At 38.1% G+C, this 23,132-nt stretch carries 21 protein-coding genes; 8 read left to right on the top strand and 13 right to left on the bottom strand.

Annotated features, from left to right (window positions below):
* Window positions 1–19 precede the first annotated feature (19 nt).
* A complete protein-coding gene (rnr, locus tag ACOKFG_RS02985; RefSeq protein WP_298792769.1) occupies window positions 20–2,218 on the bottom strand; it encodes a ribonuclease R in 2,199 nt (732 codons plus the stop codon).
* A gap of 680 nt (window positions 2,219–2,898) precedes the next feature.
* Here rnr and ACOKFG_RS02980 point away from each other — a divergent pair.
* From ACOKFG_RS02980 to ACOKFG_RS02965, 4 genes are all read left to right on the top strand, one after another.
* Complete coding sequence (locus tag ACOKFG_RS02980) at window positions 2,899–3,330, top strand: RpiB/LacA/LacB family sugar-phosphate isomerase (protein ID WP_422861832.1); 432 nt, start codon at window positions 2,899–2,901, stop codon at window positions 3,328–3,330.
* Window positions 3,331–3,339: 9 nt separating this feature from the next.
* Window positions 3,340–4,257: a cation diffusion facilitator family transporter gene (locus ACOKFG_RS02975; RefSeq protein WP_422861831.1), complete on the top strand. Its 918-nt coding sequence runs from the start codon at window positions 3,340–3,342 to the stop codon at window positions 4,255–4,257.
* Window positions 4,257–4,715, top strand: coding sequence for a GNAT family N-acetyltransferase (locus ACOKFG_RS02970; protein WP_422861830.1), 459 nt, complete (start codon window positions 4,257–4,259; stop codon window positions 4,713–4,715). The genes ACOKFG_RS02975 and ACOKFG_RS02970 overlap by 1 nt, the downstream gene beginning before the upstream one ends.
* A 105-nt stretch (window positions 4,716–4,820) precedes the next feature.
* Window positions 4,821–6,101 carry an amidohydrolase family protein gene (locus ACOKFG_RS02965; protein WP_298792762.1) on the top strand — a complete coding sequence of 427 codons (1,281 nt, stop codon included), beginning with the start codon at window positions 4,821–4,823 and terminating at the stop codon, window positions 6,099–6,101.
* A gap of 270 nt (window positions 6,102–6,371) precedes the next feature.
* Here the strand turns inward: ACOKFG_RS02965 and ACOKFG_RS02960 are convergent, their stop codons facing one another.
* Genes ACOKFG_RS02960 through ACOKFG_RS02940 form a run of 5 tightly spaced genes read right to left on the bottom strand, consistent with a single transcriptional unit; the run spans window position 6,372 to window position 9,992 of the window.
* On the bottom strand, window positions 6,372–7,910 hold the full coding sequence (locus tag ACOKFG_RS02960; RefSeq protein ID WP_422861829.1) for a DUF4301 family protein: 1,539 nt from the start codon (window positions 7,908–7,910) through the stop codon (window positions 6,372–6,374).
* Complete coding sequence (locus ACOKFG_RS02955; RefSeq protein ID WP_298792758.1) at window positions 7,907–8,470, bottom strand: ATP-binding protein; 564 nt, start codon at window positions 8,468–8,470, stop codon at window positions 7,907–7,909. Before ACOKFG_RS02955 ends, ACOKFG_RS02960 begins: the two co-directional genes overlap by 4 nt.
* Complete coding sequence (pnuC, locus tag ACOKFG_RS02950; RefSeq protein ID WP_422861828.1) at window positions 8,425–9,063, bottom strand: nicotinamide riboside transporter PnuC; 639 nt, start codon at window positions 9,061–9,063, stop codon at window positions 8,425–8,427. The genes ACOKFG_RS02955 and pnuC overlap by 46 nt, the downstream gene beginning before the upstream one ends.
* Complete coding sequence (locus ACOKFG_RS02945; RefSeq protein ID WP_422861827.1) at window positions 9,047–9,307, bottom strand: hypothetical protein; 261 nt, start codon at window positions 9,305–9,307, stop codon at window positions 9,047–9,049. The genes pnuC and ACOKFG_RS02945 overlap by 17 nt, the downstream gene beginning before the upstream one ends.
* Window positions 9,308–9,350: 43 nt before the next feature.
* Window positions 9,351–9,992, bottom strand: coding sequence for a 4'-phosphopantetheinyl transferase family protein (locus ACOKFG_RS02940; protein WP_299487047.1), 642 nt, complete (start codon window positions 9,990–9,992; stop codon window positions 9,351–9,353).
* Window positions 9,993–10,065: 73 nt separating this feature from the next.
* Between ACOKFG_RS02940 and ahcY the strand changes: the two genes are divergently transcribed.
* Entirely contained in the window at window positions 10,066–11,382 is a 1,317-nt protein-coding gene (gene ahcY, locus ACOKFG_RS02935; protein WP_299487050.1) for an adenosylhomocysteinase, read from the top strand.
* A 49-nt stretch (window positions 11,383–11,431) separates the two neighbouring features.
* Here ahcY and ACOKFG_RS02930 read toward each other — a convergent pair whose 3' ends face one another.
* Both ACOKFG_RS02930 and ACOKFG_RS02925 read right to left on the bottom strand, forming a co-directional pair.
* Entirely contained in the window at window positions 11,432–12,187 is a 756-nt protein-coding gene (locus ACOKFG_RS02930) for a LytR/AlgR family response regulator transcription factor (protein ID WP_422861826.1), read from the bottom strand.
* A 2-nt stretch (window positions 12,188–12,189) separates the two neighbouring features.
* On the bottom strand, window positions 12,190–13,269 hold the full coding sequence (locus ACOKFG_RS02925) for a histidine kinase (protein ID WP_298792746.1): 1,080 nt from the start codon (window positions 13,267–13,269) through the stop codon (window positions 12,190–12,192).
* A gap of 246 nt (window positions 13,270–13,515) precedes the next feature.
* Here ACOKFG_RS02925 and ACOKFG_RS02920 point away from each other — a divergent pair, with 246 nt between their 5' ends.
* Genes ACOKFG_RS02920 through ACOKFG_RS02910 form a run of 3 tightly spaced genes read left to right on the top strand, consistent with a single transcriptional unit; the run spans window position 13,516 to window position 17,589 of the window.
* Window positions 13,516–15,897 (top strand): TonB-dependent receptor, encoded by a 2,382-nt coding sequence (locus ACOKFG_RS02920; protein ID WP_422861825.1) that lies wholly within the window; start codon window positions 13,516–13,518, stop codon window positions 15,895–15,897.
* A 20-nt stretch (window positions 15,898–15,917) separates the two neighbouring features.
* The gene (locus ACOKFG_RS02915; RefSeq protein WP_422861824.1) at window positions 15,918–16,457 is read left to right on the top strand and encodes a DUF1569 domain-containing protein; all 540 of its coding nucleotides are present in this window, start codon (window positions 15,918–15,920) and stop codon (window positions 16,455–16,457) included.
* A gap of 19 nt (window positions 16,458–16,476) precedes the next feature.
* Entirely contained in the window at window positions 16,477–17,589 is a 1,113-nt protein-coding gene (locus tag ACOKFG_RS02910; protein WP_299487060.1) for a D-TA family PLP-dependent enzyme, read from the top strand.
* Here the strand turns inward: ACOKFG_RS02910 and ACOKFG_RS02905 are convergent.
* The 5 genes from ACOKFG_RS02905 to ACOKFG_RS02885 all read right to left on the bottom strand — a co-directional run bounded on the left by ACOKFG_RS02905 (window position 17,586) and on the right by ACOKFG_RS02885 (window position 23,050).
* Window positions 17,586–18,617, bottom strand: coding sequence for a phytase (locus ACOKFG_RS02905; RefSeq protein ID WP_298792740.1), 1,032 nt, complete (start codon window positions 18,615–18,617; stop codon window positions 17,586–17,588). The two genes, ACOKFG_RS02910 and ACOKFG_RS02905, sit on opposite strands and share 4 nt — an antisense overlap.
* 60 nt (window positions 18,618–18,677) lie before the next feature.
* The gene (locus ACOKFG_RS02900; RefSeq protein WP_422861823.1) at window positions 18,678–21,491 is read right to left on the bottom strand and encodes a TonB-dependent receptor; all 2,814 of its coding nucleotides are present in this window, start codon (window positions 21,489–21,491) and stop codon (window positions 18,678–18,680) included.
* 180 nt (window positions 21,492–21,671) lie between these two features.
* Window positions 21,672–21,932, bottom strand: a complete 261-nt coding sequence (gene rpmA, locus ACOKFG_RS02895; protein ID WP_298792735.1) for a 50S ribosomal protein L27 — start codon at window positions 21,930–21,932, stop codon at window positions 21,672–21,674.
* Window positions 21,933–21,954: 22 nt separating this feature from the next.
* Window positions 21,955–22,500, bottom strand: a complete 546-nt coding sequence (rplU, locus tag ACOKFG_RS02890; RefSeq protein WP_298792733.1) for a 50S ribosomal protein L21 — start codon at window positions 22,498–22,500, stop codon at window positions 21,955–21,957.
* A gap of 103 nt (window positions 22,501–22,603) precedes the next feature.
* A complete protein-coding gene (locus ACOKFG_RS02885) occupies window positions 22,604–23,050 on the bottom strand; it encodes a DUF4199 domain-containing protein (RefSeq protein WP_298792731.1) in 447 nt (148 codons plus the stop codon).
* Window positions 23,051–23,132 lie beyond the last annotated feature (82 nt).

Genomic DNA, 23,132 nt, shown 5'->3' with positions numbered 1-23,132 from the left:
CTTCAAACGATAACAAATTCTATTCCAAAGTAACATTCTCTTTTTTCCCTATTAATGAAAAATCAAGATGTCGTTTTACTAAATCGGTATCTTTTACCATTACATAAACTTCATCTCCCAATTGATACATTCGATTGTATCGTTCGCCAATAATTGCGAATTGTCGATCATCAAAAGTGTAATAGTCATCTCTAATATCGCGAATCCTGACCATACCTTCGCATTTGTTTTCGATAATTTCGACGTAAATGCCCCACTCCGTCACACCTGATATGACTCCCAAGAACTTTTGGTCCTTATGGTCATCCATAAATTTGATCTGCATATATTTTACAGAATCACGCTCTGCATTTGCTGCTAACAGTTCCATGTCAGAGGAATGTCTGCACTTTTCCTCGTAAATAGGAGCTTTTGCCGATTTACCTCCATCCAAATAATGTTGTAGTAATCTATGTACCATAACATCAGGATATCTTCGGATTGGCGAGGTAAAATGAGAGTAGTATTCAAATCCTAAACCATAGTGACCAATATTTTCAGTGGTGTAAACTGCTTTGCTCATACTCCGAATGGCCAATGTATCTACAAGGTTCTGTTCTTTCTTGCCCTTAACATCTTCCAAAAGCTGATTTAAAGAAGCATTAACGCTCTTTCTATCACGAAGGTTGATACTATGTCCAAACCTAGAAATCACGCCGTTTAAGGCAATCAATTTATCTTCATTAGGTTCGTCATGAATTCGATAGACGAAGGTTTTTTTCTGTTTGCCAATAAATTCAGCGACCTTTTTATTCGCTAACAACATAAACTCTTCAATAAGTTTATTCGCGTCTTTGGATTCCTTAAAATAAACACCTTTAGGCTCATTTTTTTCATTGAGATGAAATCGTACTTCTATTTTATCAAAAGAAATAGCACCATCATCCATACGTTGCCCACGCATAATTTTTGCAAGCTTATCAAAGGTCAACGTGGCTTCAACTATTTCATCCGATACGGTGTAGCTTCCCTTTCGTATTGAAATTTCTTTAGGTATGGTAGCTTCTCCCGTTTCAATGATATGCTGTGCCTCTTCATAAGCGAAACGCTCGTTGGAATTGATTACTGTCCTTCCAAACCATTGATTTATGAGGTTAGCCTTTTCATCCATTTCAAAAATGGCCGAGAATGTATACTTCTCTTCGTTTGGTCTAAGTGAACACGCATTGTTCGATAAAACCTCAGGTAGCATGGGTACCACCCTATCAACTAAATACACTGAAGTTGCACGTTGATACGCCTCATCTTCCAATATGGTATTCTCTTGCACGTAATGCGACACATCTGCGATGTGGATACCTATTTCATAATTACCATTTTCCAGTTTTTGAAAAGACAGCGCATCATCAAAATCCTTGGCATCTTTTGGATCTATGGTAAAAGTCAATACCTCTCGCATATCCCTTCTTTTTGCAATCTCAGATTCTTTAATTGAGGTATCCAAGGTCTGTGCAAACTGTTCTACTTCATATGGAAACTCATAAGGAAGTCCGTATTCTGCTAAAATGGAATGTATTTCAGTGTCATGTTCTCCTGGTTTTCCTAGAATTTGGGTAACCGTTCCATAAGGGGAATCTGCATCGGCTGGCCAATCCCCCAATTCAACTAAAACCTTATCTCCATCTTCAGCTTTTTTAAGCTTATCTATAGGAACAAAAATATCAGTGTACATCTTAGGATCGGACGGTCGCACAAAAGCAAAAGTTTTCTGCTTATCAACAATCCCAACAAAGGTGTTTTTTCTTCGTTCTAAAACTTTGGAAATCTCTCCCTCAGGCTTCTTTCCATTTCTTTTAGGCTTTAAAAATACCTCAACGGTATCGCCATGAAAAGCACGGTTCAATTTGTTGTAGGGTACAAAAACATCATCTTCCAAATCATCAATCAAAACATAGGCGTTACCACTCATAGTAACATCAATACTTCCAGTAAAATATGTATGCAACGAGGGTTTCTTCTTGAAACTTCCACGTTCTACCTCCAAAATTCTGTCACTAGCCCTAAGTTGTCCTAAACGTTTGATAAGATCATTCCTATCTTTGGTTTCTTTGATACCTAGTTTAGCTGCTATCTGTTTATAATTAAAAGATTTTGAAGGTTCTTTTTCAAGTACTGTAAAAATGCCTTTAGTAATTTCATTCTTTCGTTGACTCCTTACTCGCTTTTTCTTCTTCGACATTTATTATTTGTTTGGCGAAAAATACGAATTAATATCCGTGGCACGGTCAACAATGGATTAACCTTTGAACAACACTTATTTTATCAACAAACAACAGTATTATATTTTTTCTTCTTTTTTAAATTAAATTAAAATGATGATTATGATTGTATGTTGAAAACAGGAATAAGTTTTTTGCAAAAAACTTGTGTTGAACAGGAAGATGATTTTATCCACAATCTTTCAAAGTATAAGAAGATTATAAATCAGCATATTATATTTTTTATGCACTTTGTTTGATAAGTGTTGTCAACATAAAATTCTTGAAAATTTAATATTGATTTTATGTTAATTAAGTAGATTAAAATCTTGATCACGGTTGATTAATTTTTAATGGAATTTAATCCTAATATTAAAACTTTATACGTAATAAGATTGTATAGGATGAAATCAAAATTTAGTTTGCTGATTTTATCTTCAAAAGATCAACAATATGTGGTTTTCTATAAACCATTGATTCTTAGTTTTATCTGAATTTTTCCTGATTCTTATCAACATTGTACGATTAAAAGAATTGTACCTTTGTTGTATAGACATTTCAAAACCCTGACCATGAAATGAGCCGTAAGAATTCTTGATACGCATTAAGATGATTATTGGTGAATTACATCTGACCTTTAAAAAGCAATAAACATTAACAGATGAAAATAGCAATAGGCAATGACCACGCCGGAACCGATTATAAACTGGCAATTATGGGATTACTAAAGTCCAAAGGAATTGAGGTTACCAATTATGGAACGGATGGTACTGATAGTGTGGATTATCCTGATTTTGTGCATCCTGTAGCCAAGGATGTTGAAGAAGGAAATGTTGATATGGGCATTGTTGTCTGCGGAAGCGGAAATGGTGCAAATATGACAACAAATAAACACCAAAAAGTAAGGAGCGCTTTGTGCTGGACAAAGGAAATTACAGCTTTAGCTCGAGAACACAATGATGCGAACATTTTAAGCCTTCCAGCTCGTTTTATCGCCTTACCACAAGCCCTAGAAATGGTAGAAACTTTTTTGAATACTGAATTTGAAGGCGGAAGACATGAAAGAAGAGTGGAAAAAATTGCTTGTAGATAACATAGAGCAATGGGACACCACCACCATCATGGTCACCAACACTCCCATAACGATTTAAAGGGAAGAAATCTTCTCATTTCGATATTTCTTAACATTGCAATTACCGTTTCCCAGGTAATTGGAGGGATAATCTCAGGCAGTCTTGCGTTATTATCAGATGCACTTCACAACTTTAGCGATGTACTTTCATTAATTATTAGTTATGTGGCTGCTTTATTGGGGAAAAAGAAAGCCTCTAAAAACAAAACATTCGGTTACAAACGAGCTGAAATTTTAGCGGCATTTATTAATGCCGCCACTTTGATGGTTGTTGCCGTTATTTTGATGATTGAAGCCGCAGAACGTTTTTTTGAACCACAAGAAATAGGCTCCAACCTAGTTATTTGGCTATCATTTATTGCCATTTTAGGAAATGGCTTCAGTGTGCTTTTATTGAAAAAAGATGCTGAAGACAATATGAATATGAAATCAGCTTATTTACACCTACTCACCGATATGATGGCATCTGTTGCGGTGTTAATAGGTGGCTTGCTGATGAAATTTTTCCAAATTTATTGGGTAGATGCCGCTTTGACAATGGCTATAGGAATTTATCTGATTTATATGGGGTATGATTTACTTAAAGAATCCACCAAAGTTTTGATGTTGTTTACACCAAAATCTATCGAGGTAAAAGAAATTGTGGAGTCCATTTGTACATTGGAACCCATTAAAAATGTACATCATGTGCACATTTGGCAATTGAATGAGGAGGAAATCCATCTGGAAGCCCATATTGACTTCAAGAACGACATAAAACTATCCGAATTCGATAAGATTTTGGTGGACATTGAAGAACATGTATATCACAAGCACGGTATCAATCATGTAAATATTCAACCCGAGTTTGATAAGTGCGATTCCAAAAGCGTAATAGTGCAAGATTGATGGATATTATAGCAAAGACTTTCGATGAATTATCCACCAAAGAGTTGTATCAAATTTTACAATTACGGAGTGAGGTTTTTGTTGTGGAACAAAATTGTGTGTACCAAGATGTTGATGGCAAAGACAAAAAAGCACTACATATTATTGGAAGTAAAAAAGGAAAAGTTGTAGCCTACACCCGTGTTTTTGGACCTGGAGATTATTTTGAAAATGTCAGTATTGGAAGAGTTGTAGTAGCTAAGGAAGAACGAAAATATAGCTTTGGTAAAATAATAATGATGGCCTCCATCGATATAATTGGCAAAAGATTCCCAATAAGCACAATTGAACTCTCTGCCCAGACCTATCTTTTAAAATTTTACAATGAATTGGGCTTTGTTATCGAAGGTGAAGAATATTTGGAAGATGGTATTCCACATATTAGAATGTTAAAAGCCAATATAGCGCCAAGAGCATAGATGTATACAACTAAGAACAGGCTATGAATAATTAGTAGTGGATAAATGAAGACACTTGGCGTCATCTTTCTATTTTTTTTGTTTGCTTGTTCGCCCGAACAAGCAATGGAATACAATCTAATAATCTCCAATGTTAACTTGATTGATGGCACAGGTTCTGACGTTAGCAAGGGTGCAAATATTTTTATTAAAGGAAACATCATTGCACATATCGATTATAAAAAAGTCAAGCAAGGACCCAACGTAATAGACGGCACGGATATGTACGTAATACCTGGCTTGTTCGACTCTCATGTACATATTTCTAATTATGAAACCGAGTTCAAGCAATTGATTCACTATGGAGTCACTTCAATTTTTGTGCCAGGTGGAGAAAAAACAACTGATGAGTACTATGATCAAATGAGAAATATTGGAAGCCAAGATTCAACGCCCGCACCAAGAGTTTTTCACACAAGCCAAATATTCACAGTTAAGGGAAAACATCCATCGTATTCCAATGATACAAACCGTTGGAGGGATGGAGAAAACATCCATTTTATTTCAGACACGCTTCAAATAGAACGTTTGATTCATAAAGTGACACTACAGCCAATTACAGGTGTTAAGCTCATAATTGAAGATGGAGTGCAACCTCCTTTTACCGAAAGAATACAACAATTTCTGATAAATAAGGTAAACAGAGAGGCAAAAAAAAATAAAACAAGAGTATTTGCCCACATTAGTGATAATGTAGAGTTAAAAATGGCACTTGAAGCCGGGATTGCTAATTTCGTTCACTTTACTGGAGTTGATATTGATTTTGAGGATGAAAAATTGATTGAATCAATAAGACACAAAAACATTTCTTGGGTTACCACCTTAATGCTGGATAAAAGCATGATTTACCCGAATCACCCGGAATGGGTTACTGGAGAAATGATCAATATTTATGGTGCTCAAAGTTTTAAAATAATGAATGAGCAAAACTATAAATCTAGGGCAGAAGAAACAATTCAATATTTCAAGGATAGTTATTCATTTCAAAGCCCGACCCTAAAAAACATCGTGGAATTCCAAGTGGATGATATAAATCTTTTGGCCGAACTTGGCGTAAATATGGTTTTGGGAACAGATGCCGGAAACCCTTTTATTCTTCCTGGCCATAGTATACATGAGGAAATGCAACTTCTAGAGCTTGGCGGTATGGATAGGAAGAAAATTATAAAGATGGGAACCTATAATGCTGCTAGGATGCTGAATGTTTCGGAAGAACTCGGTACTGTTGAGGTAGGCAAATTGGCCGATATTATTTTATTGGATAAAAACCCCTTGGACTCAATTTTGAATACATTATCAATAAACACCGTAATTAAAAATGGCAAGGTTCAAAAAAGGAATGACTAATCAATATTACTTAAAAGAGAAAGGTTAGCGCAGCTTTAGTTTCATAAAATGTAAAAGGCCGCACAACGTGCGGCCTTTAAAACCAAATCAACCAACCAAAAATCCTAGACTCTCGCCTAGTGAAATTTTTCTTTTTTTATTTAACAACCGTATTCAAAACCAATCTCTTTATGCTTTTCAATTATTTGACACCACTTTTTAAAAAAGGTCACAAAAAAACCGCCCAAACAGATTTTAGAGCGGTTTCAATATTAAAAAGGTTAATAATTTTTAGACTTGGTGGGTTGGCTTTAGAAGGTCGTTCACCGTTTTCACCGGATTAAAGGTAACCAATGGCACTTCCACAAAAATTGTATTCCAAAATGCCATTGCTCCGTTCCATAACCCTGGGAGCTCCAAAGCCTTTAGTTCTTTGCCTTCTTTTGTCTTATTGGTAATGAACCCCTGTTTTACATCAACAAAATCCAAGAGGTTGTACTTTTCTCCTTTATGGTTTCTAATTCCACACACCAAATCAACAGGGTTGAAATGCGTAGAATTTTTAAGAATGGAGGCTTGTTGCTCATTGGACAAATCTATTTGTGCTGATTCAATAATTTGAAGGGAAATATTCCCGTTTTCGTCACTTATCCAGAAAGGACCACCTCCAGGCTCTCCTTCATTCTTGACCATTCCACAAACTCTAATGGGCCGATTTAGTTTATCTGAAAGTATAGAAACCTGCGTTTGCAAATCTGCAGAATCATAGTTTTCGGGCATTCTAACATTTAATTGCTGTTCTAAGAAGGCTTTGATTTGTTGTGCATCACCTACTGAAATAGACCCTTCTGAAATAGCTTTAGCGTAACCGAATGCTGTTTTTTGTGCCTTGCGTAAAACCCCCGCCAACATTTTCTTGCTATCGGCCACCTCTTCTAAATTCTCATCAATGACCACATTATCAATGTTTTTAATAAAAATGATATCAGCGTCTTGATCATTCAGGTTTTCAATGAGAGCCCCATGTCCTCCAGGGCGAAATAATAAAGAACCATCACTGTTTTTAAAAGGCGCGTTCTCCATGTCCACCGCTATGGTATCGGTAGAGGTTTTTTGGTTCGAATAACTTACATCAAAATCCGTATTGGTAACAGCCGAAACCCTTGAAGCTGCCATTGCATGTTCTTTTTTGAACATAGCGTCGTGTTGTTCAGAAATGGTAAAATGGAGATTGGCTTTTCCACCCGTTTTTGCATATAGCGAAGCTTCCTTTAAATGTTCCTCAAATGGTGTGGCTGATGCGGATTGGTACTTGTGAAAAGGAAGCAATCCTTTTGGGTAAAAACCATAATTTAACCCTTCAAAAACCAGCATTTCTTTTACAAAAAGATATACTTCTTCGTCCTTGGTTTTTGATTTTCCGGAAATCCTTTCCATAATCAAACCATAAAAAGGAAATTTTTCCAGATTGTCGGAAAACTGTTTGACGGCAGTATCCCCTGTCCGTTCGATATAATCAGATAGTTTTTCTTTGGAAGCAACATATGAATCCAAGAAATTGAACATGGCTTTGAACATCCTGGAAGCAGCGCCGGAAGCAGGCACAAATTTTAAAAGGTCCATTGAGCCTCTTTCATCTTCAAAAAACCGGACAAGCTCTTTGTGTTCATCTTCTGAAAATTTTAGAATACCGTCTGAAACCACGGCTGCTTTCTGAAGTTTTACAAATGGGATACCAGCTTTAAAAGTTTCGATTTGATTTTCAACTTTTTCTTTTGGAATGCCCTTACTTTCCAATTGGGCCAAGTCTTGTTGACTTAAATTGCTCATGTTTTGAGGAGTTTATCGATATGGTTGATTGCTGTTTGAAGCCTTGTTTTTTTATCTCCTTTCAAGATAACGAAATTCCTGTCATATTTTTCCAAAGCACCTTGAAAACACTTGAACATTTCTTCTCTTTCGTTGGGTTTGTCCCTTAAATCATCAGCTTCCCAAGGTGTATCAATGTAGGTTAAGAAATATATGTCATACGTATTTTTTAGCGCGTATTTCTCCAAGATAGGGTCACAGTGCCCAATATAATAGGCTTCGGAATATACTTTGGTCTCCAATAAATCTGTGTCACAAATAAGAATATCGGTCGTTTTCTTTGAGAGCTCATTCTCCAAACGGATTTGACCTTCTGCTATGGGCAATAAGTCATTAGGTTCACAGGTTTTCCGCTCGTTATTCCATTTATTCTGTAAATATTCACGCGCATATTCTGGAACCCAAACTGTATTATAATGCCTAGCCAGTTGCTGTGAAAGCGTAGTTTTTCCAGTAGATTCCGGTCCAAAAAGGACTACTTTAATAAGGTCTGAGGGCTCTTGCCTAAGTTTTTCTTCCATGCTTTATAGCCATAAATGGCAATAATGGTGAACAAAAAATATTGAAACGATGAAAACACTAATCCTTTATATAAATACAAAGGCACTGAAATAACATCTCCAATAATCCAAAATATCCAATTTTCAAGCTTCTTTTTGGCCATCAACCACATTCCCACAAAAAAGATTGCCGTTGTGATAGTGTCAATATAAGCTGTCCAAGTATTGAACTTGTTTGCAGCAAAATAGACTGCACTAACAAAAACTATTGTTCCAATAAATAGTAAAACGGACCATTTTTTTTCGTTTTTGGAGGTTCTGGAAATGGGAACAAAATGAGTTTCATCTACTTTTCGCGTCCAAAGATACCAGCCTACTACGCTCATTATAAAGTAATATGCGTTTATGAGCATATCACCCAATAATCCATAAACCAATAAAATATAAACAAATATTGCTGTGCTTATTATTCCAGTAGGGAACACTAAGATGTTTTCCCTTTTCGAGTACCAGACACTCAAGAAACCAAAAACCACCCCGATCATTTCTAGAACAACCAAATGGGATGGGACACCCTCGTACTGCGCAAAAATCCAATCAAAAATGTGGCTCATAATCGCTTCGGTCCCATTTTACCATTTTCATTGTCAGAACCACATGTTCCAGGTTGTTGAAAGTTTCTTTTATTTCTGAAGTTAACAGGTCCATTACGGCATCATAATTTCCATAAACTTGGGTGCTTAAGGGATTCTCAAGAACCCGTAAATCTGAGGCTCGTAGTTTTTTGATGAAGTCAATGATGGGTGGTTCAAAATTGTCTTGAAGAGGAGTCAATGTTAGCTCAACGGAAATGTTCATGGGCCATGCAAAATTTTCAGGACAAAGCTACTAAAAAGAAGTATCAACCACCCATCATTCGAAGCGCATAAACACAGGTAAAACCTTCAAACTCTAAAAATTCAACCTCATAATGTGATTTTTTGCCCTTATACAGGATTTGGGCCACGGTTCTTTTATCGTCAAAAGAAAAATCCATCACATCAATGTGTTTTAAAAAACTAAGCCCTTGTTGTGCGTAAATTTTGTAAAGCGACTCTTTGGCTCCCCAAACTATGGTCAACTTTCTTATTATGGCTTCGGTATTGGCTAGTGTTCTATATTCTTGTAAAGGGGTGAACTTGTTTGCAATTCTTAAGATTTTATCACGCTGCATTTCAATGTCTATGCCAACCTCATCCGTTTGGCTTACAATAATCCCCGTGAAATTATGCGAATGTGTAATGGAAATGTGGTTACCATCCTTTAAATGCGGTTTTCCAAAATCATCATAATAAAGGTCATGATCTTTGTACCCCGCTTCAGCCATTAAGTGGCGGATACTCAAAAAAGCTCGTCTGTGCATTTCCGATTTCATCCCATCCATACGGTTCTGGCAATGGGGGGTTAGCTCAATACCTTTGGCCAATTCAGGCTCGGTTTCAGTAACCTTCCATATATATGAAGAAGTGGTAGGTGAAATTGTTATGGTTTTGTAAATAGGCACGACTAAGAGTTAAGCGATTTCGTATCTTTGCATCCGATAATAGCTAAGCTACAAAAAGAAAACGACGTTAAATATGAGCACAAAGACAATTCCATATGTTCCTTATAAAGTGAAGGATATTTCCCTTGCAGATTGGGGTCGGAAAGAGATAGAACTTGCCGAGGCAGAGATGCCCGGTCTAATGGCATTACGCAAAGAATATAAAAAGGAACAGCCTTTAAGAGGGTCAAGAATTGCAGGGTGCCTGCACATGACCATACAAACTGCTGTTTTAATTGAAACTTTGGTAGAGTTGGGTGCCGATGTCACCTGGAGCTCTTGCAATATATTTTCAACTCAAGATCATGCCGCCGCTGCGATAGCTGCAGCGGGAATTCCCGTTTATGCCTGGAAGGGTATGACAGAGGAGGAATTTGATTGGTGTATTGAGCAGACCTTGTTTTTTGGTGAGGACAGGCAGCCGTTAAATATGATTTTAGATGATGGTGGAGATCTTACCAATATGGTGCTGGACCAATATCCAGAATTGGCTGCAGGCATTAAAGGACTTTCCGAGGAGACCACTACGGGTGTTCATCGTTTGTATGACCGTGTCAAAAATGGAACGCTTCCAATGCCGGCCATTAATGTGAATGATTCTGTTACCAAATCCAAATTTGACAATAAATATGGCTGTCGTGAGAGTGCTGTGGATGCTATCCGCAGGGCGACAGACACCATGTTGGCTGGAAAACAAGTAGTAGTTGCAGGCTATGGAGATGTAGGTAAAGGTACTGCAGCTTCGTTTAGAGGTGCAGGTGCTATCGTAACGGTTACGGAGATAGACCCGATTTGTGCTTTGCAAGCGTGTATGGACGGTTACGAAGTAAAGAAATTGGAAACGGTTATAGGCAAGGCAGATGTAGTTATTACAACTACCGGAAACAAGGACATTATTCGCGAAGAGCATTTCCGAGGCTTAAAAGACAAGGCCATTGTCTGCAACATTGGTCATTTTGACAATGAAATCGATATGGCCTGGTTGAACGACACCTATGGAAGCACTAAGGATGAAATTAAGCCACAAGTAGATAAATACACCATTGAAGGTAAAGATGTAATTGTTTTGGCAGAAGGTCGTTTGGTAAACCTTGGTTGTGCTACTGGGCATCCAAGCTTTGTGATGAGCAATTCATTTACAAACCAAACTTTGGCGCAGATTGAGCTATGGAAGAACAGCGACAAATATGAAAATGATGTTTATATGCTTCCTAAGCATTTGGATGAAAAAGTGGCTAAACTTCATTTAGCACGTTTAGGAGCTGAGCTTACAGAACTTAAAAAAGACCAGGCCGATTACATTGGCGTTAAGGTCGAAGGCCCTTTCAAGCCTGAGTACTATAGATATTAGGCTTGAAAACCTAATTGAAAAAAACCTCGTTATTCAACGAGGTTTTTTATTACATGTCCAACCATTTTTTAAAATTGGTGGTGCGTTCTCGTGATACAATGACCTGTTCTTCTTCCTTGGGCAGTAGCTTAAGCAGCAACCGGCTATTGAAATAACTGTGAATTTCAACCACAGCCCTTACGGATACCATAAACTTTCTGTTAATCCTGAAAAAATGAATCGGATTCAAAATATTTTCCAATTGGTCTATGGTGTATTCAATAGGATAGGTCTGACCTGAATGGGTATATAAACAGATCATACCTTCGTGCGATTTAAAAAATGCAATATCCTCCACATTAAAAGATCTGAACTGATTACCTACTTTTACCATAAAGCGGTGTTTGTATTCTTTATGGAACAATTGCTTTAGATGCTCTAAATTCTCGGTAGCGCCTTTTCCATTTCGGGTTACATTTTTCTTGAATTTTTCTAAGGCACCTTTTAGGTCTGTTTTTACAATAGGTTTTAATAGATAGTCAACGCCATTGTACTTAAAACCCCTAATTGCAAATTCATTGTAGGCTGTGGTAAATATTACCGGTGGGTGATCTTCCATTCCGTCTAAAATATCGAACCCATAACCGTCATTGAGTTGAATATCCAAAAAAACTAAATCGGGTAGTTTGTTTTTGTTGAACCACTGCGTTCCGCTCTCAACGGAGGTTATTTTTGCAACAATGTCAATCTCAGGTGCCAGTTCGCTTACCAATTGAGCCAAACGCTTGGATGCAAATTCTTCGTCCTCTACAATTACTGCCGTCATAGTTAGGATACCGCTATCAAATTCATATCAATTACTCCCTTGTCCAAAAGAGGAATGATTACCTCGAAAAAATCATCTTCTTGCCGAACCAAAACTTGTTTGTTGGTATAATAGCCATATCGCTTTTTAATATTCTTCAATCCCAATTGAGTGGTTTGTTCTTTTAAATCTCTTTTTTGCAGATTATTCCGCACTACTAATGCATCATTACCAATGGTGGAGATTTCAATATACAAGGGCTTTTCCTTACTGTAATAGTTGTGTTTGATCGCATTTTCAACCAACATTTGAAGTGAAAGGGTTGGAATTATATAGTCTTTTGTCATAACCTTTACCTCGGACTTGATAACAACCGCATTTTTATGCCTAACATCCATCATGAAAACAAAAGCGTCCAAAAACCCCAATTCTTTTTTCAGGCTTACCAAATCCTGCTCTCGATTATCCAAGATGTAGCGATAACTCGATGCCAATCGAGTAACGAAATCGGAAGCTAGATCTCGATCTTCATACATCAAGGAAGTGAGCGTATTTAGGCTGTTAAAAAGAAAGTGAGGACTTATCTGACTTTTCAAGGACGCATATTTAGATGCTGTCATCTCCCTTTTTAAATCCTCCATTTGTTTGTTCATTTCATCCCTTTGGTTCATAGCAAAGTGGAACATATTGAAAAAAATTACGGTTACACCCAGAAGGATGGCTCTTAGAAAATCTACAGTAAACTCCACTAAAGGTGGATCGTCACAAATAATACCTAGAGGTTCTCGCAACGGAAACAAACCTAAGTAGTAAACCAGGGCCGCTGCTGGAGCCAGTAAAGCTATATTTTTTCCAATGATGACCATGCTGCTTTTAAAATGAAGCCCGCCTTTGGTCCGTTGTTTTTTTAGAAACCAATCATTGATTTCCCATGTGAGCATAAATAAGAAGAAGGCTGTGAAGTAATAAAAAATGCTTGTAGGATTAAAAAATGTATGTGCCTTGTCTTCATCTGGTTCCATGGTAAGTTTTACCAGAAAGAAGACCACATTGATTACCGCCAACCTAAACAGAAATTTATATATCCTTTTCTTTTTAAACATATGCTTTGCCTTAGGGTAAAGATACTGATCATTAAATAAGAAGATACCGGCCCTTACCCTGATCGTTAAAAAACAGATTGAACCGTTATTTCGAGATTTCTATTGAAAAATGCACACAATCACTGAAATTTTCCAATTCGAAGAAATAGATGCCAACCTAATGGGCTAAACAACACTTCATGATTTATAATGGGATATGGACTATAGGTTTATCTGACTTTCGAGCAAACTAAAAATAAACCTATTATGAAAAAGACCATTTTGGCAATCACTCTTTTATCTTCATTCTTCGGTTTTGCACAAACCGGAATTATTAAAGGGACAGTACTTGACAAACAATCTGAAAGTCCCTTGGAAGGTGCTACGGTTGAGCTTCTAGATGCGGAAATCGCCACAGGAGTTATAACCGACTTGAATGGACACTTTATACTCAAAGACGTTCCGATTGGGCGACAGGCCATTCGAATTAGTTACGTTGGCTTTGAAAGTTCCTATGTTCCAAACATTGAAGTTACCACTGGCAAGGATGTTGTGCTCAATATTTCGTTAAGGGAAAGCTTCAACACTCTTAACGAAGTTGTAATTACCTCAAACTCAAATCTAGATCGTCCAAAAAATAAAATGGCCACTGTTTCAGCAAGGCAGTTTGGCATTGAAGAAGTAGGCAGATTCTCTGGCGGACGTGGTGATATTGGTCGATTGGCTGCAAATTTTGCCGGGGTCTCTGCCCCTGATGATAGTAGAAATGATATTATTGTCCGGGGTAATTCCCCAACTGGCCTGCTTTGGAGAATAGAAGGAATTCCTGTTCCAAATCCCAATCATTATTCTTCCGCAGGAACGACGGGAGGGCCAGTTTCAGCTTTGAACCCCAATATGCTTAAAAACTCGGACTTTATTACTTCGGCCTTTCCTGCAGAATATGGAAATGCGATAGGAGGTGTTTTTGATATTGGTTTAAGAAATGGGAATGTAGATGATTATGAATTTGCTGCCCAAGTGGGTGCATTTTCTGGATTGGAAGCCACTGGAGAAGGTCCCTTGGGCAAAAAGGGCTCTTTTTTGGTTGCAGCACGGTATTCGCTGGTTGGGTTGATAGGTTCTGCGGGAGCAGGGACCTCCGCGAATCCGAATTACGGAGACTTTTCGTTCAATCTCAATTTCGGAAATGGCAAACTTGGTAGTTTGTCCCTTTTTGGTATCGGTGGAACTTCAGACATTGAATTTTTGGGAGACAATATCGAGGCGGATGACCTGTTTGCCGCCGAAGATGAAGATGCTTATGTAAAGTCAGGTTTTGGTGTGATTGGATTGAAGCACACCATTCCCTTTGGGAAAAACTCCTTTTTTCGGACAGTGGTAGGATATTCTACTTCTTCCAGCGAGTATACTGCCGATCGCTATTTCGAAAAAGACACGCCCCAAGAAACTATTTTGCTTTATACCAAAGATGATGAAAAGGAAAATCGTTTTACGGTTTCGTCCTTGCTTAACACAAAATTGAACAACAGAATCACTTTTAGAACAGGAGTGCAGTATGAGCATTTGACTTTGGATTACATCAACCAAGATCGCGAAGAACAACCGGACAATGATGGAGATGGCTTTTCCGACCTGACAACGCTTATTGCTACAAATGAAAATCTTTCTTTGATACAACCTTTTGTTCAAGGCCAGTATAGACTTACCAAAAAACTTACGCTAAACACAGGGCTTCATGGACTTTATAGCAATTTGAACCAACAATTTGCTATTGAACCAAGAGCCGGCTTGAGTTTTGAGGCCACAGAAAAGCACAGGTTCAGTTTGGGATATGGTATTCATTCACAAAACATTCCACCCCCGTTATTATTCTTAAACGAAGAGGTTAACGGAAGCTCGGTACAAACCAATAGGGATTTGGAGTTTGTTAAAAGCGCTCATTACGTTTTCGGATATGATGTAAAACTTGGCGATAAATGGCGAGCCAAAGCAGAGGCGTATTACCAGGATATTGACAATGTTCCTGTGGACCCCTTCTCATCCAGCTATTCGACCTTGATAGAAGGCGCTGATTTTGGATTCAGTAATGACGCAGTATCTCTGGTTAACCAGGGAACAGCAACAAACCAAGGTGTTGAATTGACTTTAGAAAGGTTCTTCAGCCAAGACTATTATGTGCTATTCACATCTTCTTTTTATCAAAGCAAATACAAAGGGAGTGATGGTATTGAACGAAACTCGCCCTTTAACAATGGGCAAGTAATAAATCTTTTGGCGGGAAAGGAGTTCCCAATAGGGAAGTCAAGAAAAAACAAGTTTTTTATGGATACCCGATTAACCTATTCAGGAGGGAGATATTATACTCCAATAAACCTGGAAGCATCACAAAATGCGGGTTATGAAGTTCTGTTCGATGACTTAGCCTATAGTCGACAATATGACGACTATTTCAGGTGGGATGTAAAACTTGGATTGAAAATTAACAGCAAGGGAAAGAAACTATCTCACCAATTTTATGTTGACCTACAAAATGTTACAAATCGGACGAACATCTTTTCTAGAAGATATAATAGACTGACCAACAACATTGATCGCGAAGATCAAATTGGGTTTTTCCCAGATTTTGGATATCGCTTTCAATTTTAAGAATCATAAAACTGTTCGTTATGAAAAAAGCAGGGTTAATTTTAGTAGTTTTAGGAGGTGGATTAACTATTATCATTTTGAATAAAAACTCCGAATCCGACCCGCACTTTTTAGACGAACAGTTTTCTCAAATTGAGGGTTTCATTCCGCATAGAGACTCCTTAAACTCCAAAGTATCCAAGGTTGATGTGGCTTGGCACTTGGACCATATGCTTAAGACCATAAATGTTATATGTAAATCATTGGAAGTGTCCAATCCAGAAGAATACCGTTCCAATTTTAACTTTACAAGGGCCGTGATTTATACCTTGGGTGATTTTCCCAGAGGGGTGGCCAAATCACCAAGAGTAGTGCGCCCACCAGATGTAATTGCTACCGAAGACCTTTATCGGCAATTGGAAATGGCAAAAGAAAATTTAAAAGCCATTCAAAGGTTAGATGCAAAAGCCCATTTTGAGCATCCATATTTTGATGTCCTTAACAAAAAACAAAGCATACGGTTTTTAAAAATACATACAGGACACCATTTGAAAATTGTCCGTGACATTGTAAGAAAGTAATCAAAGAGCAAACTCAAAAATGAAAGATATTTGGTTCGAAATTGACAATATTGATGAGGTAGATTCCCCTTCCATTGCATTGTATAAGGAGCGACTTAGGTTCAATTTAGACGAGATGATAGCGTTGGTAAGCGGCAATGCGGATAGATTGATGCCACATGTTAAAACAAATAAGATGCCTGAGGTTTTGAAGTTGCTTATTAGGGCAGGTATTACCGACTTTAAGGCTTCAACTATTTCAGAAGCCGAGATTGCAGCAGCAGTTGGGGCCAATTCTGTTTTGATCGCGCATCAGCTGGTGGGGCTAAAAGTAGATCGCTTTCTTGAACTATCAACACATTTTCAATCAACTTGCTTCTCAACAATAATTGATTCCGTTGATGCTGCATTCCTTTTAAATAAAAAAGCCGAGAAAAAAGAACAGAAGGTTAATGTTTATATAGACATCAATAATGGAATGAACCGCTCTGGGATAAAAATGGGCCCTGGGCTGGACGCATTGTTGGCAGCTATTAAAGAGTGTAATGGACTTGAATTTAAAGGCCTTCATGTTTATGACGGACATTTGAGAGACCCTGAGTTTTCTGTTCGCAACAAAAAAATTGAGTCAGGATTCGAAGATGTCACAACATATTTTGATGCCTTGAAGAAGATTTATCCTAATATCAAAATGATTTGCGGCGGAACACCTTCATTTACCTCACATCTCTTAAATGAAAGCCGAATTACAAGTCCAGGCACCTGTGTTTTATGGGATTGGGGGTATGGTGAAAAACTAACGGAACAAAACTTTAAATATGCGGCTCTTCTAGTCACGCGAATCATTTCCAAACCCACGGAAGACATAGTGACCCTAGACTTGGGACATAAGTCGGTGGCATCAGAAAACCCCATTGATAAAAGGGTCAAGTTTTTGAATATTGACAATTATGAACTCCTTTCACAAAGTGAGGAACATGGGGTTTTAAGGGTTTCCAACTGGGATAAACTCAAGGTGGGGGATGTTCTTTATGGAATCCCGTATCATATTTGTCCAACCATTAACCTGCATGATGAGGTCTCTGTAATTGAAAATGGCCTGAAAACAGATTCCTGGGAAATCACGGCCCGAAAACGGAAACTTCGATTCTAATTTTCGAACCATTCACCAAGTACTTTTTCCAAATCGTGGAAAAAGAAGTTTTTCTCATCATTCATGGCAACAAAAAGCCCAGAGGAAAAGGTTTCATTAAGTGGAACGGTTACAACTTCGCAACCATCTGTTTCCAGTGTAGTAAGGTTTACTGCTTTTATAAACGAATTATCCTTTCTTGAAAAAATATTGAATTGTCCTTTTTGCTGATCGGAAACGATGATAACTCCTTCTCCATTTGGAAAGCTGGCAATAGCGATTCCTTCGATATCCTCAAGAAAGTGTTCTCCTCCAAAACATGAAATTTCACTATCTCCCATTTCTGGTTCAGCATGGTACTTTCTTATACAAACACCTTCATCCGAATAATAAATCAACTCGTTTTCATCATCAATAGCGATGGCCTCAATTTCTTTTTGACCGCTAAAAGCCCCAAATTTTCGAACTAATTTGGAACTTACTCCAGTGCTGTCCGAACTCAATTTGTATTGATACAAATAACTACCATCTGGACCTGTTTTTCTTCCGACAACGGCATAGACTGATGAATCTTTCGGGGATTTATATAGACTTATTCCCATTGGCAACTTGTGTTCCAAATTGGTTTCATCCTCAAAAACTGGAAAACCTCCGTCATCCAGGGGTTGCATATCTGGAACAGAAAACAGCCTTATTTGTTGTTTTTCACGCTCGGTAAAGGCTAGGATATCAACTGAAACTGAATCGTTCAGCTGAAACCCATATTCAACATCTACATTGTTGGGTCTTTGGATGTTTAAAATGGACTTATCCTGGAGAATCTTCCCATTCAAATCAAAGGCGTAGATGCCTCCGTTGGTTTCTTTGTCTGTTCCAAAAACGATGCTTTTTGAGGCATCAATGGGATTGACCCAAATTGCAGGGTCATCCGTGTCGTTAATGGTGGTTTCTGTTATTACATCAGGTTGAATAGGGGGCAGCGGACTTTTTTCGTTACAGGAAATGAATCCTATAATTAGTGCGAGCACAAAATAGTTGACGTTTTTCATGGTTTTTGTTTACGACAAAAGCTGCCCTAAGGCAGCTTTAAAGACTGTAGGTTAATGGTTTTATTTTTTGAACAAATCATATTTCAATCCAAAAGTCAATCTTTTTTCATAAAACTCAACTTGTTGAGTTCGATTTGAAACACCTTGATAATAACGCAAGGGCTGGTTGGTTATATTGTTTAGATCTGCGTACAATCTGAGATTTTTGTTGATGGTAAACGAAGCGTTAAGATCTACAAAAAACTGCTTGTCATAATACCTGTCCTCAAAATCATTACCTCCCAACTCATCAATATAAGCATCAGAAAAATTGGTCGATAGACGAAGGCTAAACTTTTTATCGGTATAACCCAAGGAGGCGTTAAACATATTCGGGGCCGTACCAGGAAGGTCTACATCTTCCCTCGTCTCATCTCCGTTTCGGATGCCATCTGTTGAGGATGTAAGAAGAGTATAATTCAGATATATGCTAAAGTTTTTGCCGAAGCCAGGAAGGAAATCCAATTGTCTCTGGAAAGCGACTTCAGCGCCGAAAATGGAAGCGCTATCACCATTTAATGGCTGAAATAAATCGAAACCAGTTGCGCTATCTTCTGATAAAGAAGTATAGATGAAGTCCTGGACATCTTTGTAAAAGACTCCACCAGAGATGATACCCACAGACTCAAAATAATGTTCGGCCACTAAGTCAAAATTCATGGAGCGAGTGGGGTCCAATTCGGCATTTCCGGTTTCTACTTCCTCATCTTCATTGATTACATTTCTGAAGGGAACCAAATCTTGATAGTTGGGCCTCGCAATGGTGTTGGTCCAAGCAAAACGTAAGACTGTGTTATTCGAAGGGTCATACTTAAAATGAACACCGGGTAATACACTGGTATATGAACTTTCGTCACGGATTTCATTAAAACTTGCAAAATCTCCTTCATCATCAAAGATTACTTCATTCCCAAGGCTGTTTACCTTGGTGTTTTCAACGCGGATACCGGCAAGAACAGATAGTTTTTCGGACAATTTTTGATTGGCCATAATATAGCCGGCGTAAACTTTTTCATCTACATCGAAATTCCCAGCTAAAAACTCATCTTCAATAGCATTTGTGTCAAAGTTAGCGGTATTTGAGAAGTCGAGAGTTCCCAAAAATGCAGGATCTAAAAAGAACCCTGCAGCATACTGGCTTCCTGCTAAGAAGTCGTTCTTTGTGTAGTCTCTGGTGTCAACATCGGCCAAAGTTTCAAAACCATTGCCAATCGGTTCTGATTCAAAAAAGGTGTTGTCCCTTACCTTGTTTTTAGATTTAATTCTAGCTCCAAATTTTATGGTTCCTTCCCCGGCACCAAAAATATTTGAGGGCAATTCAAAATTCAAAAAGGCATTAAAATCTTCTTCTTCCGTAAATTGATTTTCCTCAGTGAATTCTCTCAATTCAAAGCTGGACAATGTTGCATCGGATACATTGGTTGGTCTGAAAGAAGGGTATCTTGGATTGTCCAAATCGGCGTTTATACCAATGGCATCTCCAATCTCATATTCAGCATAGCGCTCGTTTGGCCGTTCTTCGGAAGCTTTGGCATAGGATGCCATCCAATCCACTTTAAGGTTACCAAAAAGATGATTTCCTCCGAGACTATAGTTTTGCATACGTTGATCTTCCAATCTAGTATTTTTGATACGGCCACCTGGAATCCCTCCTTTGGTCTGTCTGCGAATCTCACCTTCATACCCAACAACATTCTCTGTTCCATCGGCAAATACGGGCTCAATACTTCTGAATCGTAGTCGAAACCTATTTTCCCGATCATCACGCCAATTGTACATGGTTTTTAGGAAAATTGTATTGTTGGCATCAAATACATAATCCATATTGGCGGAAAAACTTCTTCTGATTCGTTGAACCAGATAAGTTCTTATATCGGATTCCTCCACAAATGGATTCACCTCAATATCTTCTTCGGTTAGTGGACTTTCCGCTTCATTGACCCATTCTGCTTCCACGTTGTCGGAACCAAAATCAACATTATTATAGGACGTGGCCAACATCCAGCCAAATTTTCCATTTTTTGTTCGGTCTCCTAGCAAAAATCCCATATTATAAATGGGCTCATCGTTTATAAAACTTACTCCTGAACCCAAGGTAGTGGATAGACGAAAGCTTTGAGGTGAGGAACGTGTTATCAAATTCACAGAGCCTCCCAGTGCGTCGCCATCCATGTCTGGAGTAATGGCCTTGTTTACTTCAATGGTCTGAATCATATCCGATGGAATCAAATCCATTTGAATGTTTCGATTATCCCCTTCAGCGGATGGGATTCGACTGCCATTTAAGGTGACAGAGTTTAATTGCGGAGCAAGCCCTCTTACAATTACATTTCTTGCCTCACCTTGATCCACTTGCATAGTTATTCCAGGGATTCGTTTTACGGCATCACCTATATTGGCATCGGGAAACTTTCCGATTTGATCAGTTGATACAACGTTGGTGATGTTTTGGTTTGTTTTTTGGGTATTGAGCGCCTTCGCTTGGCCGCTTAATCCATATGCCGAAACCTGGACTTCATTCAGCTCAACGCTCTGGGGATTCATGGTTATTGAAATCACAGCAGTTTCGTTGGCCGAAACAGTAATAATTTGTTCCGTGGTTGCATACCCTAAATAGGATATTTGGATGGTGTGGCTTCCCTCAGGAATGTTCAGCAATGTAAATCTTCCATCAAAATCAGTGATTGCCCCTTTCGACAATTCTGAAATTATAACATTGGCTCCCGGGACATAGATTCCGTTTTCATCGGAAATGGTTCCCTGTACATTACCAGTTTGAGCCATAAAAGAAACTGGTATAAAAATAAGGATAAAGAGGTTTAAATATTTTTTCATTTCTAAGTGGTTGTTATTTGACCACAAAGAAATTGTTATATAAAAAAAAGGGGGTTAGATGATTTTTAAGATTATGTGATATTAAATGTAGTTTTCTGCGTTATTTAAGATAGCTTAACAATGAAGTAACAAAAAACCCCCACTTTGCAGTGAGGGCTGTTTTATAGAAGTAATTTTATACTATGCTTCAAAAGGCTCAATGGAAACAAATGATTTTCCACCGGCTTTCTTTTGAAACTTTACAAGACCATCAACTTTAGCGTGTAAAGTATGATCTTTTCCCGCGTAAACATTTTCACCTGGATTGTGCTTTGTACCACGCTGTCTAACAATGATGTTTCCAGCTACAGCAGCCTGTCCACCAAAAATCTTAACGCCAAGGCGTTTCGATTCTGATTCTCTACCGTTTTTTGAACTACCTACACCTTTCTTATGTGCCATGATATATAAATTTTAGTTCGTTTTATTTGTTAAGAGCTTCAATAAGGTCTGCTTTCTTCATAGAAGAAATACCGGAAATACCTTTTGCTTTGGCCATTTCTTTCAACTCAGCTACTGTTTTTCCGCTCAAGTCTTCAACTGCAGCCTTTTTGGGAGCCGCTTTCTTTGGAGCTTCTTTTTTAGCAGGAGCCGCTTTTTTAGCTTCAGCAGCTGGCTTCTCGGCTTTTGCCTTTGCAGGAGCTGCTTTCTTAGCACCTTTAGCTACAATACCTTCAACAACAATCTCGGTTAAAGATTGTCTGTGACCATTTTTAACTCTGTAACCTTTACGTCTCTTCTTTTTAAAGACGATTACTTTATCACCTTTTAGGTGCTTAACAACTTTGGCTTCTACAGCCGCACCTTCTATGACTGGGGCGCCGATGGTAACGTTTCCTCCGTCTTCCAAAAGAAGTACTTTGTCAAAAGTGACTTTTTTCCCTTCTTCTGTCTGTAAACGATGAACGTACACCTTCTGGTCTTTTGCAACTTTAAACTGCTGCCCTGCCATCTCTACAATTGCGTACATAATGCGTTAATTAAATTTGTATTTGTCGTTTTATTAAAATAAGCGGGTGCAAATATACTGCTAATTCCTTAATGCACAAGCACAATCAAAGCTTTTCAAGGTATTATTTTTTAGGATTGTTCGAAGTTTTAAAGAGCTGCATGAATGATAATGTTAAAACCAAGGTTGTGGCAAATCCCATAATGGCCACTGTAAAGAACACAATCCCTTGAAAATTGTTGTAATCTTTGGCCCAAACATCTGAAAGTCGGTCCAAGAAACTTGAATCCAGTTCCGTCGCATAGAAAGCAAAGAAAATAGTGAACAATAAGGTGGCAACAAATCCTGTAGTTATGCCAGCCATAAAGCCTTTTCCATAATCAAAACCTTTTCCCATTCGCAGTTTGGTGTATTTAATGGTCTCGTAAATTCCAAGACCCGTGATTATACCATTGAACAGACTATAAAAAACATTGGTATGCTTTCCCATAAGCGCCAAAATCAAAAAATACGCCATTAGAACAGCACTGGTAACAATGCCAAAACGGATTGGAAGGGATAAGTTTTTCATTGCGCTAAAATTTTGGATGATGTTTAATTTACTGAATGTTGAGGAATTATGCTACAAATTCTTGTTAAAGACTTACCTTATA

This window comes from Flagellimonas rhodophyticola, assembly GCF_049332665.1.
GTDB lineage: Bacteria > Bacteroidota > Bacteroidia > Flavobacteriales > Flavobacteriaceae > Flagellimonas.
Note: the sequence above shows the minus strand (reverse complement) of the source record. Positions and strands in the feature narration are given on the sequence as shown.

Bases quoted from the DNA above. Each gene is read 5' to 3' on its own strand.
- rnr (WP_298792769.1), bottom strand. From the start codon at position 2,218: ATGTCGAAGAAGAAAAAGCGAGTAAGGAGTCAACGAAAGAATGAAATT.
- ACOKFG_RS02980 (WP_422861832.1), top strand. From the start codon at position 2,899: ATGAAAATAGCAATAGGCAATGACCACGCCGGAACCGATTATAAACTG.
- ACOKFG_RS02975 (WP_422861831.1), top strand. From the start codon at position 3,340: ATGGGACACCACCACCATCATGGTCACCAACACTCCCATAACGATTTA.
- ACOKFG_RS02970 (WP_422861830.1), top strand. From the start codon at position 4,257: ATGGATATTATAGCAAAGACTTTCGATGAATTATCCACCAAAGAGTTG.
- ACOKFG_RS02965 (WP_298792762.1), top strand. From the start codon at position 4,821: ATGGAATACAATCTAATAATCTCCAATGTTAACTTGATTGATGGCACA.
- ACOKFG_RS02960 (WP_422861829.1), bottom strand. From the start codon at position 7,910: ATGAGCAATTTAAGTCAACAAGACTTGGCCCAATTGGAAAGTAAGGGC.
- ACOKFG_RS02955 (WP_298792758.1), bottom strand. From the start codon at position 8,470: ATGGAAGAAAAACTTAGGCAAGAGCCCTCAGACCTTATTAAAGTAGTC.
- pnuC (WP_422861828.1), bottom strand. From the start codon at position 9,063: ATGAGCCACATTTTTGATTGGATTTTTGCGCAGTACGAGGGTGTCCCA.
- ACOKFG_RS02945 (WP_422861827.1), bottom strand. From the start codon at position 9,307: ATGAACATTTCCGTTGAGCTAACATTGACTCCTCTTCAAGACAATTTT.
- ahcY (WP_299487050.1), top strand. From the start codon at position 10,066: ATGAGCACAAAGACAATTCCATATGTTCCTTATAAAGTGAAGGATATT.
- ACOKFG_RS02930 (WP_422861826.1), bottom strand. From the start codon at position 12,187: ATGACGGCAGTAATTGTAGAGGACGAAGAATTTGCATCCAAGCGTTTG.
- ACOKFG_RS02925 (WP_298792746.1), bottom strand. From the start codon at position 13,269: ATGTTTAAAAAGAAAAGGATATATAAATTTCTGTTTAGGTTGGCGGTA.
- ACOKFG_RS02920 (WP_422861825.1), top strand. From the start codon at position 13,516: ATGAAAAAGACCATTTTGGCAATCACTCTTTTATCTTCATTCTTCGGT.
- ACOKFG_RS02915 (WP_422861824.1), top strand. From the start codon at position 15,918: ATGAAAAAAGCAGGGTTAATTTTAGTAGTTTTAGGAGGTGGATTAACT.
- ACOKFG_RS02910 (WP_299487060.1), top strand. From the start codon at position 16,477: ATGAAAGATATTTGGTTCGAAATTGACAATATTGATGAGGTAGATTCC.
- ACOKFG_RS02905 (WP_298792740.1), bottom strand. From the start codon at position 18,617: ATGAAAAACGTCAACTATTTTGTGCTCGCACTAATTATAGGATTCATT.
- ACOKFG_RS02900 (WP_422861823.1), bottom strand. From the start codon at position 21,491: ATGAAAAAATATTTAAACCTCTTTATCCTTATTTTTATACCAGTTTCT.
- rpmA (WP_298792735.1), bottom strand. From the start codon at position 21,932: ATGGCACATAAGAAAGGTGTAGGTAGTTCAAAAAACGGTAGAGAATCA.
- rplU (WP_298792733.1), bottom strand. From the start codon at position 22,500: ATGTACGCAATTGTAGAGATGGCAGGGCAGCAGTTTAAAGTTGCAAAA.
- ACOKFG_RS02885 (WP_298792731.1), bottom strand. From the start codon at position 23,050: ATGAAAAACTTATCCCTTCCAATCCGTTTTGGCATTGTTACCAGTGCT.